Annotated in this window: 9 protein-coding genes; 3 read left to right on the forward strand and 6 right to left on the reverse strand. The window is 71.3% G+C overall.

Going from position 1 to position 11,498, the window contains the following annotated elements:
• Window positions 1–1,775, forward strand: a 1,775-nt coding sequence (locus tag AC1DUQ_RS10620; RefSeq protein WP_477073766.1) for a DUF1906 domain-containing protein, incomplete at its 5' end; no start/stop codon positions are given.
• On the opposite strand, the gene AC1DUQ_RS10625 is transcribed toward AC1DUQ_RS10620, so the two are convergent.
• The 6 genes from AC1DUQ_RS10625 to AC1DUQ_RS10650 are packed head-to-tail and all read right to left on the reverse strand — an operon-like array spanning window position 1,712 to window position 8,718.
• Complete coding sequence (locus AC1DUQ_RS10625; protein WP_477073767.1) at window positions 1,712–3,526, reverse strand: class I SAM-dependent methyltransferase; 1,815 nt, start codon at window positions 3,524–3,526, stop codon at window positions 1,712–1,714. The genes AC1DUQ_RS10620 and AC1DUQ_RS10625 overlap by 64 nt on opposite strands.
• Window positions 3,527–3,570: 44 nt before the next feature.
• Window positions 3,571–5,604, reverse strand: coding sequence for a glycoside hydrolase family 99-like domain-containing protein (locus tag AC1DUQ_RS10630; RefSeq protein WP_477063146.1), 2,034 nt, complete (start codon window positions 5,602–5,604; stop codon window positions 3,571–3,573).
• Between the two features lie 46 nt (window positions 5,605–5,650).
• Window positions 5,651–6,478, reverse strand: a complete 828-nt coding sequence (locus AC1DUQ_RS10635; protein WP_477073768.1) for a rhamnan synthesis F family protein — start codon at window positions 6,476–6,478, stop codon at window positions 5,651–5,653.
• Between the two features lies 1 nt (window position 6,479).
• Window positions 6,480–6,665: a hypothetical protein gene (locus AC1DUQ_RS10640; protein ID WP_477063144.1), complete on the reverse strand. Its 186-nt coding sequence runs from the start codon at window positions 6,663–6,665 to the stop codon at window positions 6,480–6,482.
• Window positions 6,662–7,930, reverse strand: coding sequence for an ABC transporter ATP-binding protein (locus AC1DUQ_RS10645; protein WP_477063143.1), 1,269 nt, complete (start codon window positions 7,928–7,930; stop codon window positions 6,662–6,664). Before AC1DUQ_RS10645 ends, AC1DUQ_RS10640 begins: the two co-directional genes overlap by 4 nt.
• Complete coding sequence (locus AC1DUQ_RS10650) at window positions 7,927–8,718, reverse strand: ABC transporter permease (RefSeq protein WP_477073769.1); 792 nt, start codon at window positions 8,716–8,718, stop codon at window positions 7,927–7,929. The genes AC1DUQ_RS10645 and AC1DUQ_RS10650 overlap by 4 nt, the downstream gene beginning before the upstream one ends.
• Before the next feature lie 296 nt (window positions 8,719–9,014).
• Here AC1DUQ_RS10650 and rfbB point away from each other — a divergent pair, with 296 nt between their 5' ends.
• A complete protein-coding gene (gene rfbB, locus AC1DUQ_RS10655) occupies window positions 9,015–10,010 on the forward strand; it encodes a dTDP-glucose 4,6-dehydratase (protein WP_477073770.1) in 996 nt (331 codons plus the stop codon).
• A 96-nt stretch (window positions 10,011–10,106) separates the two neighbouring features.
• Window positions 10,107–11,348 (forward strand): LCP family protein, encoded by a 1,242-nt coding sequence (locus tag AC1DUQ_RS10660; RefSeq protein WP_477063140.1) that lies wholly within the window; start codon window positions 10,107–10,109, stop codon window positions 11,346–11,348.
• The last annotated feature ends 150 nt before the right edge of the window (window positions 11,349–11,498 follow it).

Below are 11,498 nucleotides of genomic sequence, written 5' to 3' on the forward strand. Positions count from 1 at the left end.
TCGCCGGTGACGCCTCGGTGCTCTCGACCGCGCTCGCCGGCCTGCAGACCACCGGTGCCGCCTCGACCGATGCCACGTCACGCGTGGCGGCTGCGGGCACCGTCGCCGCACTCGCCACCACGCCCCTGGACCGGTCGTTCACGTGGCACCACGGCAACGGCTTCGACGCGTGCACCGCACCCGCGCTGTCCTCGATGCAGGCCTGGAACGCCTCGCCGTACCGCTCGATCGGGGTCTACATCGGCGGCGTGTCCCGCGGCTGCCAGCAGCCGAACCTGACGGCGAGCTGGCTGCGCAGCGTGGCCTCGATGGGCTGGAAGGCCCAGCCCATCTACGTCGGGCTCCAGGCGCCGTGCTCGACCTACACCAACAAGATCACCCCCGGGCTCGAGTGGGACCAGGGTCGGCAGTCCGCGCTCGACGCGATCGCGCGCGCCCAGGCCCTCGGGCTCGGTGGCGGCTCCGACATCTACTACGACATGGAGAGCTACACGCGGGGGACGGAGTGCAGCGGCTCGGTCCGCGCGTACCTGTCCTCGTGGACGCAGACCCTGCGCGCCGGCGGCTACAGCTCGGGCGTGTACAGCAGCGCGGCCACCGGTATCGCCGACCTGGCGATCGGCGCCGCGCAGCCCGGCTTCGTGGCGCCGGACAAGATCTGGATCGCGCGGTGGAACGGGACCGGCTCCATCTACGGGCACACCGCGTGGGTCGCCGACAACCAGTGGGCGCCGTACAGCCGCATCCACCAGTACAACGGCGGGCACAACGAGACGTTCGGCGGCGTCACGATCAACATCGACAACAACCTGCTCGACACCGACCCGAACCAGGGCTCGCCCGTCGGTCAGTTCGAGGGCACCAGGACCGCGCCGAGCAGCGTGACCGCCTCCGGGTGGGCGATCGACCCGGACACGGCGTCACCGATCCTCGTGCAGCTGTACGTCGACGGCTCCCCCGTCTCCATGGCCTGGGCGGGCGGGTCGCGGCCGGACGTCGGTGAGGCGTTCCCGGCGGCGGGCCCCAACCACGGCTACCAGGTCACCGGTACCACCACGCCCGGCAGGCACACCGTCTGCGTCATCGCGGTGAACACCGGGCCGGGCACGAGCAGGGGCCTGGGCTGCCGGGCTGTCGACGTCCCGACCAGCAACCCGTTCGGCCGGGTCGACGCCGTCAGCGGCACCCCGGGCACCGTCATCGCGCGCGGCTGGACGATCGATCCCGACACGGCGTCGCCGATCATCGTGCAGATGTACCTGGAGGACGGGACGAGCGTCATGGCCTGGGCCAACCAGGAGCGCGGCGACGTCGGGGCGGCGTTCCCCGCGGCAGGCCCCAACCACGGCTACACGCTCACCCTGCCGGCGTCTGCCGGCCGGCACACCGCCTGCGTGTTCGCGGTGAACACCGGTGCGGGGAGCACCAGCTCCCTGGGGTGCTTCGCCGTGGACGTGCCGTCGAGCAACCCGTTCGGCCAGCTCGACGCGGTCTCCGCGGCCGGCGGGGTCATCACGGGCAGCGGCTGGGCGATCGACCCCGACACGGCGTCGCCGATCATCGTGCAGATGTTCGTCGACGGCTCCAGCTACGCGATGGGCTGGGCCAACGCGACGCGCGGGGACATCGGCGCGGCGTTCCCCAGCGCGGGCCCCAACCACGGGTTCACGCTCCAGCTGGCCGCCTCGCCCGGGCTGCACTCGGTGTGCATCTACGCCGTGAACACCGGCGCAGGAGCGAGCGCGACGCTCGGCTGCCGGACCGTCCGGGTCTGATGCTCCCGTCCACCCGCGCCGAGCGGCTGGTCCCCGGTCGCGAACAGCAGGTCGCGCGTCGACACCGCTTCCTTGAGCGCGTCGGACTCGGCCCGCCACAGTGGCGCGGGTGCGACCCCGTACGTCGGCTCGTCGAGGTTGCGCCGCAGCTCGGCCTCGACGGCGCGGCGGATCCGGGCGTGGTGCGGCGTCCCCTCGGCGGCACCCCCGATCGTCGCCTGCAGCTCCGCCTCGGTGCGGATCGCGCTCTCGACATCCTCCTCGGTGAGGACCTCGCCGGCGGCGGCGGCGATCCGCTGCACGAGCGCGGTGGCGCTCGACTCGCCCCACACGTCCAGCGGGGCCTCGTCGAGCAGGTCGCGCGCCAGCAGCAGGCCGCCGCGCACGGTGGCCTCGCGAGCGGTGAGGCTGGTCGAGCGCCACTCGTCGTCGATGATCCGCGCCTGGCCGTCGACGTAGTGGATGTTGTGCGGCAGCACGTCGAACGGCGTGCCCTCCGCGCTGGCTGCGGCCCGGCCGCGGAACAGGTCCGCCCAGACGGCGACCTCGGCGTCCAGGGTCGCGGGCTCCCGGACGATCCGGTCGACCAGCGACTCACCCTCCTCCCAGCGCTCGCCGTACGGCAGGACGGTCACGGCGCCCGCGGTCCCGGACCCGAGCCGACGGCTCGTGATCGTCACCTCGTCGGCGGCGCGGGTGACAGTCTTGGCCACCTGGAAGGGGCGCCGGCGACGCATCGAGAAGTACCGCGCCAGCTGGTCGTCCGCCCACAGCGCCGGCGCCTCAGGCCCGTCGGTGCCGGCCACGACCAGGAACGAGTTGGAGAAGTCGCCACCGACGCCGGCGGTGACCAGCTCCTGCCACAGGCTGCCCTCGTCGAGCAGCACCGGACGCGGCGTCACCCAGTCCGGGCTCGGGAAGTGCGGCGCGTTCACCGCGAGGCCGGGGGCGTGCTCCAGCAGCGAGTCGTCGAGCACGATGCGCGTCAGCTTGTAGTCCGGGAAGGCACCGAGCACGCGCGTGCCCGTGTACCCCGCCGCGGTCATGAGCTGGACCAGCCGGCGCCGGCTGAAGGTCCGCGCGGGACCGTCGTGGACGTAGCCCTGCACGGAGTGGAAGACCTCGTTCGAGTGGTCCTCCGGCGCGCCGGCGAGGTACTTCACGCCCAGCTCGTTCTCGATCGCGAGCACGAGGCGACCACCGGGTCGAAGGGTGGCCCGCAGGCGCTCCAGGAACTCGACGTACGGCGCSTCGTCGGCTCCCCCGTTGCCGACGTACTCCAGCACCCCGACGACGACCACCAGGTCGTATGCGGGCTCCTGCGGCAGGTCGTCGACCTCGGCATTGATGACGGTGACACCGGGCAGCTCCGCCGTGCGCGCGGCGGCGACACGTGCCCGGGCGAACGTGGGCTCGAGCGCGTCCACGGTCGCGCACGCCTCGCCCAGGTAGCGCGTGATCGCGCCGCAGCCGCACCCGATCTCGAGCACGGCCGCCTCGGGCGGCAGGTCGAGCGCACGGATCACGTTGGCCCGCGACGGCGACAGGTGGTACTGCTCGGGCCAGTTGGTGGCCGTCGCGAACAGCTCGTCGCTCAGCGAGTCGAGCGGGAGACCGCTGGTCATCCGCTCGTAGAGGACGCCCTCGGAGCCGTCCAGCCAGGCGGCGCCGGTCTCCCGCACCACCCGCACCCCGTCGACGACGGAGTGCGGCAGGGCGCGCAAGGGTGTGGTGGGGACGGGATCAGGCACGGGGAACTCGCTCTCGGTCCGGTCGTCAGGGGTCAACCGCGTCGTCACCCCTGCACGACGTCGCGCACGGCGCAAAGATACCCGTGCCCGTGGCGGGTTGTGGGCTCCAGCACAGCGCCCTCCGCCCACTCGTTCCAGGCGTTGACGAACACCAGGCGGTGCTCGGGGTCACGGCTCTGCACGGCGGCCGCGGTGGCGGCGAGCCACCGGCGGAACGTGTACGGGTTGGAGCCGTGCCAGATGTCGGCGCCCCACTGCCGGCGCGCGGTGTTGTCGAAGTTGACCATCACCGCGGGGAACACCGCGTCGTCGAGCGTGCCGAGCCGCTTCTCGGCCTCGTCCACCATGCTGCCGTAGCTCAGCAGGTTCCCGCGGAACTCGGCGTCGGCCCCCAGGTCGGCGTAGTCGACCCAGTCCCAGTGCGCGTTGTGCGGGGGGAACTGGTGCGTGCCGTCCAGCCCGGCGGTCGCCGCGGCCCGGTCGAGCCCGTCGAACTCCCGCGCGACGTCGACGTTGATCAGCAGCAGCTCACCGACCCCCTCCTCGCGCGCACGGGTGCGCCAGTGGGCCAGCACGGACGGATAGTCGGGGATCTGGGAGATGCGGTACACCGAGACCACCGGCTTGCCGTCGACCTTGAGGTAGCGGGGGTCCTTGAGGAACTCCATCACGTCCTCGATGAACTCCGTCGCCGGCACCTTGTCGTAGTCCTGGCCGATGAGCATGTCCGACGACCGGCCGTCCCAACGACGCGTCCAGTTCTCGTTCGCCCACATGAGGCAGAACGTCTTCGGGGTGGTGCCCGCGGCGAGGGACTCGACCGGCATCGAGAGCAGCCGCTGCCCCGCGAACCAGTAGTAGTAGTACATGAAGCCCTCGACGCCGTGCGCCGTCGCCAGGTTCTGCTGCTCCTGCCGGATCGCGTCCAGCCGCAGGTCGTAGAAGCCGAGGTCGGCGGGCAGCAGCGGCTGCTCGTGGCCCGGGTACACCGGGTGCGCTGCGGTCACGTTCTGCCACTCCGTGAAGCCCGCACCCCACCACCGGTCGTTCTCGGGGGTCGGGTGGAACTGCGGCAGGTAGAACGGCACCACGCGCACCCTGCGGGGCGGCTCAGCCCCGGCGGCCCAGCGATCGGCGGCCGCCGGGTCACCCGCGACGGAGTGATGCTCCTCGACCCGCAGCCCCGCCTCCTGCGCCAGGATGCCGACGAGGCGCTCGATGGCGTGCGCGGTCGTGCCGTCGACCTGGCCCGCCTCCGGCTCGAAGTCCTCGGTGGACAGGGCGAGCGACCGCATGCCCTGCAGCACGATGCCGCGGACCCAGTACATGGAGCCCGCCGGGAACCGCAGYGCCTCGGGATCCAGCCCGATCCCCAGCCGCTCGAGCAGCTCGCGCGCCGCCTGCTCGTCGCCGCCCCAGAACTCCGGCCCGAGCACGCTGCCGTCGGCGGTGACGACCCCGAGCGACGGGTCCTCGGCGAACGCGCCCAGGATCGCGCGCACGTTGTCCTCGCTCGCCAGCAGCGCGTCGAGGAAGGCGTCCTTCCACTGGGCTCCGTCGCCGCCCAGCTCGGCGTGCTCGGCGCGCCACGTGCTGCGCTTCGTGTGCACCTTGAGGACCAGGTCGTACGGGTCCAGGAGGCCGGCGTTGATCACGCCGATCATCGGCAGGATGTCGCGGCCGTGGTTCGGGGCGTCGAGCACCGCGACGTGCACGACCTGCGGCAGCGCGGACACGTCCACGTGGAGCGGGGTCCCCGAGGAGTTGGTCACCAGCAGGTCGACGGGCACGGGGACGTGCGCCAGCTGCGCGAGCAGCTCGGGGACCAGGTCCGGGTAGTGCACGTGCATCAGCACGGCGATCCGCGACGGCTCCGCGAACGGCAGGGCAGGGTGGACGCGCCACGCGTCGGGGAACGCACCGGTGCGGCGGCCGCGCGTCCGGCGCAGCCAGGAGTCCAGGCTGGTCCGGGATCCGGTGTCCGGTCGGCGGGGGCGCGTGCCCGCGATGCGCGAGCCGACGGAGACGCGGAGGCGCTTGATGCGGCCCACGACCCCTGCCCTGGTGATGCGTCTCATGCTCCGGTGCCCTCCTGCGACTTCGAGTGCGGCCCCTGCCGCCGGTTCACGCGTCGATCCAGTCCGCGACGTCCACCCCGTACCGCGCCCGCAGCTCCGCGGGGATGGAGTCCCCGTCGGGCGCGAGGTGCGGTGCGCGGAGGATCTCTCGCTTGACGAACGGCCAGCCGCGGTCGAGCAGCGTGCGCCACCCCGCGATGGTCGGGTTGTCGGCGGGGTCGACCACGGTGGGCGCGGGGTAGGCGGCGTCGACCGTGTACCCCTCCGCCTGCAGCAGCCGGGCCAGCCCGAGCTCGTTGCGATGGATCACGAGCTGCTTGTCGTCRTAGTGCCGGACGTCGGCCCAGAAGTGCTGGAGCGCGGGCTCGCGCAGCACCGACCGCCGGAAACCCAGGAAGAAGCTCTGCGCGTGACGCGTGAACTGGAGCGTCTCGGTGAGGCCCCAGACGTCCGCGGGCGAGGCGTGCAGCTGGTCCAGCAGCGGGGCGATCGTCGCGAACGGGCCGGCGAGGCTGTCGTTGGTCAGGACCACGTCCGTGCACGAGGCGATCTCCGGGAACCGGTGCAGCCCGATCGCCCACGAGCCGAAGTCGTAGCCGACGTTGGGCTTGCGCAGCACCGTCACGTCGGTGAGGTCGGCGTCGCCCCACCGGAGCGGCTCGGTGAACGTCGAGCTGGAGACCACGACCACCCGGTAGCCGGCGTCGACGAGCTCACCGACGAAGGTGCGCACGGAGCGGGTGACCTCGGGGCGTGACGAGTGGTGCGCCATGACGGCAGCCCTGTCGGTGCCGCCCGGTGCGCGACCGGCGTGCTCGACCAGGGTGGCACCCGCCGCGAGATCGACCACGCGGGGGTGTCGTGCACCGATCACGTCAGCGRACCCGGACGCGTCGGGACACGCGGCGCAGCGGCCAGGTCAGCCGCCACGAGGCGCTGTGCCTCATCGCCTCGATCTGTGCCCAGGCCGCGTCCCGCTGGCTGCGCAGGGCGACGACCTGCGTCTCGAGCTCGGCCACCCGTGCGTCCGGCTGAGCCGGGACGTCGCTCGGCGCACTCACACGACCACCGCCGGGGTCTGCGTCGGATCGACGACCAGCTCGCCCCACCGCCCCTCGAGGCGCACCGCGCCACCCTCGTTCTCCGACCCGGCGCGGATCGTCAGCTCGAACGCCTTGTCGAGGTGGTCGTAGGTGTGACCGTGGCTGCGCACCGCCGTCGAGATGCGCCAGTTGGCGGCGAGCAGGGGAAGCGAGTCGAAGATGTAGTCGAGGTACCCGACCCCGGGCTCGAGGCGGATCGGGTCGCCGTGGATCCGCGTGTTCGTGCCCGCGATGGCGATGCCGATCTCGTGCACGAAGCCGAGCGAGAACGTGGCGGCCGGCACCGGGGCGGTGGCGGTGAAGTGCACCCGCACGGTCAGCGGCTCCCCGGTGACGACGATCGGGAGCACCTCGCCGTCCGTGCCCAGCAGGTCGACGCCGGTGATCCGGACCTCGCCCGACCCGGTGCGCGAGGTGGCCAGGCCGGTGACGGGCTCGTCGGCGTGGTCGCCGGCGCGTGCCTCGGCCTGGTTGACCTCGGTCAGGTACTGGTCGATGACCTCGGGTGCGGGTCCGAGCGCGCGCACGACGCCGTGGTCGAGCCACACCGCCGAGTCGCACAGCTCCGCGGCCAGCCCCATCGAGTGCGTGACCAGGACGATCGTCGTGCCCTGGTTGCGCAGCCGGAACAGGTGGTCGAAGCACTTGCGCTGGAACTCCTCGTCGCCGACGGCGATGATCTCGTCGACGATGAGGATCTCGGGCTCCAGCGTCACGGCGATGGCGAAGCCCAACCGCACGTACATGCCCGACGAGTAGATCTTCACCGGCGAGTCGATGAAGTCCCCGAGACCCGAGAACTCGATGATCTCGTCCATCGCGCCCGCGATCTGCTTGCGCGACAGGCCCAGGATCGAGCCGTTGAGGAAGATGTTCTCCCGCCCGGTCAGCTCACCGTGGAACCCGGCGCCCAGCTCGAGCAGGGCCGATACCCGACCGTCGACGAGCACCCCGCCGCTCGTCGGCCGGTAGACGCCCGCGAGGATCTTCAGCAGGGTCGACTTGCCCGAGCCGTTGTGCCCGATGAGCCCGAACGTCGTCCCGCGCGGCACGTCGAACGAGACGTCGTCGAGGGCCCGGAAAAGTCCGTCGGACTTCGAGCGGCCGCGCACGACGCGCTCCTTGATGGAGTTGCGCCGCTCCGTGTGCAGCTTGAACTGCTTCGACAGCCGCTCGACCCGGATGGCCGGTGCGGCCGAGGGGGCCTTCTCCTCCGCGCTCACAGCTCCTCCCCGAGGTCGCCGCCGCGTCGCCTGTGCACGACGACTCCGAAGGCGAGCGCTGCGGCCGTCCAGCCGAGCAGGGCGAGCCAGACGCTGGGAGGCGGGGAGGTGAGCCCGTAGGTGAGCGCGCGCAGGGTCTCGACGAACAGCGACACGGGACTCCACTCCACGATCGCCCGCAGCGGGATGCCACGCAGGGTCTCCGGCACGATCGCGATCGGGTAGATGATCGGCGTCGCGTAGAACATGAGCTGCAGCCCGACGGCGACGAGGTGCGCCAGGTCCCGCACGTACACGTTGAGCACCGCGAACGCCGTGGCCAGCGACGTGACGAACACGCACAGCAGCACCGCCCACACCGGGATGAGCAACCAGGACACCCCGATGTTGCCGAGGACGGCCAGGACGGTGAGGTAGATGCCCAGCTCGATGAGGCTCTGCACGCCCATGGCGACGGTCGACCCCATCACCGGCGCGTACGCCGGGAAGTAGATCTTCTTGAGCAGGGCTCCCGTGCCGAGCAGCCCGCTGATCCCGCCGTTGACGCTCGAGGCGAAGAACGTCCACGTCGTGAGTCCCGCCCACAACCAGATGACGAAGATGCCGCCCTTGCCGTTGCCGAAGTCCGGAGGCGTCGACCGGAAGACCACCGAGAAGACCACGGTGTAGATGCCGAGCGTGGCGAGCGGAACCACGAGGGACCACGCCCAGCCGAGCGCGGAGCCCTTGAACTYGGACTTCAGGTCGCGCTGCGCGAAGTTCCAGATGAGGTTCCACTGTCGCCACATCGGCGGCGTGTGACGCACCTCTCGGACGGCAACCGTCTCGAGCGGCGCCAGGACGGGCGCTCCGGGCTTGTCGATGTGTCGTGCCTCCAGCGTCGGGGACGCGTCGAGCGTCCTGGTGGGCCCACACGGTGGGCCACGGACCGTCAGGGACCTGGTGCTCGTCACGTCGGTGGATCGACCAACGAGATTATCAGCGTGCGGCCGCGGCTCCGACCTCGGGCGCTGTGACGACGTCCGCGCCGGACCCTCCCCGGCTAGAGTAGGCCCCGTCCTCAGCGCCTCCGAAGGGTCCCCCCGTGCACCTGCTCGTCACCGGCGGAGCCGGCTTCATCGGCTCCAACTTCGTCCACCAGACCGTCCGCGAGCGTCCCGACGTCCAGGTCACGGTGCTCGACGCACTGACCTACGCGGGCGACGAGCGGAGCCTGGACCCGGTCGACGGCAAGGTCGTCTTCGCCAAGGGCGACATCGCGGACCCCGACATCGTCGACTCCCTGGTCAAGGACGTCGACCTGGTGGTGCACTTCGCCGCGGAGTCGCACAACGACAACTCSCTSMACGACCCGTSGCCGTTCCTGCGCACCAACATCATCGGCACGTACCAGCTGCTCGAGGCGGTCCGTCGGCACGACGTGCGCTTCCACCACATCTCGACCGACGAGGTCTACGGCGACCTCGAGCTGGACGACCCGGCGAAGTTCACGCCGGAGACCCCGTACAACCCGTCCAGCCCGTACTCGTCGACGAAGGCGTCGTCCGACCTGCTGGTGCGGGCGTGGTCCCGCAGCTTCGGCGTCCGCGCGACCATCTCCAACTGCTCGAACAACTACGGTCCGTACCAGCACGTGGAGAAGTTCATCCCGCGGCAGATCACCAACGTGATCGACGGGGTGCGTCCCAAGCTCTACGGCTCGGGCGAGAACGTGCGCGACTGGATCCACGTCGAGGACCACAACAGCGCGGTCTGGGCGATCATCGAGCGCGGTCGCCTGGGCGAGACGTACCTGATCGGTGCCGACGGCGAGGAGAACAACAAGACCGTCGTCGAGGACATCCTCGAGATCATGGGGCAGTCGGCCGACGCGTACGACCTCGTCAGCGACCGGCCCGGCCACGACCTGCGCTACGCGATCGACTCCACCAAGCTGCGCGAGGAGCTCGGCTGGGCACCGCGGTACGCCAACTTCCGGGCAGGCCTGGAGGCGACGGTCGCCTGGTACCAGGCCAACGAGGCGTGGTGGCGGCCGCAGAAGGACGCGACCGAGGCCAAGTACGCGCAGCTGGGGCGCTGACGTCGGCGGGGGCACGCCGCTGATCTGCACAGATCCTCCACGACGCCCCTGCCCACGCTCCGCCGGACGACCGGCACGGCCTCCTACGATCGTCGGGTGACCTCCCGCCACGCTGCCGTCCCACGCCCTCGTGCCGCCCGGCACGCCCGCACCCTGCGCGCCCACGGCGTGATCCGGGCGATCGCGCTCGGGGTGGCAGCCGTCGTCGTGTTCGGCGCCAGCGGTGTCGCAGCGGTCGCCGCCAAGCTCAACGGCAACCTGGACAGGGTCGACGTCTCGGCGCTGGTGAACCCGATGCCCGAGCCGAGCACGGAGCCGGACCCTGACGACCCCAACGCGGGTCAGGCGGTGAACATCCTGATCCTCGGCTCCGACCAGCGCGACGGGGTGAACGCCACGATCGGCGGCGAGGCCGAGGGCATGCGCTCGGACACCGCGATGGTGCTGCACATCTCGGCCGACCGGTCGCGGGTCGAGCTGGTCTCCATCCCGCGCGACTCCCTGGTCGACATCCCGTCGTGCACCATGACGAACGGCAAGACCACGCGAGCCACGCACGGCATGTTCAACTCCGCCTTCGCGACCGGCTGGGACAACGGCGGGGACCTGACGTCGGCGGCCGCGTGCACGATCAACACGGTGCAGCTGAACACCGGCGTCGCGATCGACCACTTCGTCGTCGTCGACTTCGCCGGCTTCCAGGACATGGTCACCTCCATCGGCGGCGTGCCCATGTGCATCCCGAACGACATGACGTCGAAGCTGGCGGGGCTCTCCCTGAAGGCGGGCTTCCAGACGCTCGACGGTCCGACCGCGCTCGCCTACGCCCGGGCGCGCAAGGGTGAGGGCATCGGCAACGGCTCAGACACCAACCGCATCGGCAACCAGCAGAAGCTCATCGCGGCGATGGTGCGCGAGGTGCTCTCCCGCGACGTGCTGACCAACCCGCAGAAGCTGATCTCGTTCCTGAGCGCCGCCACGGGGTCGCTGACGACCGACAACGGGATGTCGATCAGCAACATGACCGGCCTCGCCTACAACCTCCGGAACATCAACACTGGCAACATCACGTTCATGACGATCCCGTTCGCTGCTGCGAAGTCGGACCCCAACCGCGTCGAGTGGACCTCTGCCGCCGACGAGGTGTGGGGGAACCTCGCGAGCGACCTCCCTGCGCTCGGCGAGGCGCCCACGGCCACCGCGACGACGGCCCCGGGCGCGACGACGGCCCCGGGCGCGACGACCGACCCCGCGACGCCCGTCACGCCGGCCCCGGTGGAGACCAAGAAGGCCGGCGAAGAGGCGTTCAGCGCCGACGACACGACAGACGTCTGCTGAGGCATGGCTTCCGACGAGCGGACGTCGCGCACCCCACCACCGAGCTTCGCCCCCGGATCGTCTGCGCGTCCGGTCCGCCCGACCGACGCCGAGCCGATCGTCGTCGGCCGGCCGTCGCGACCGAGCACGCCCGCACGCACGCCCCCGCGC

The organism is Cellulomonas sp. P4_B5_2 (assembly GCF_056402235.1).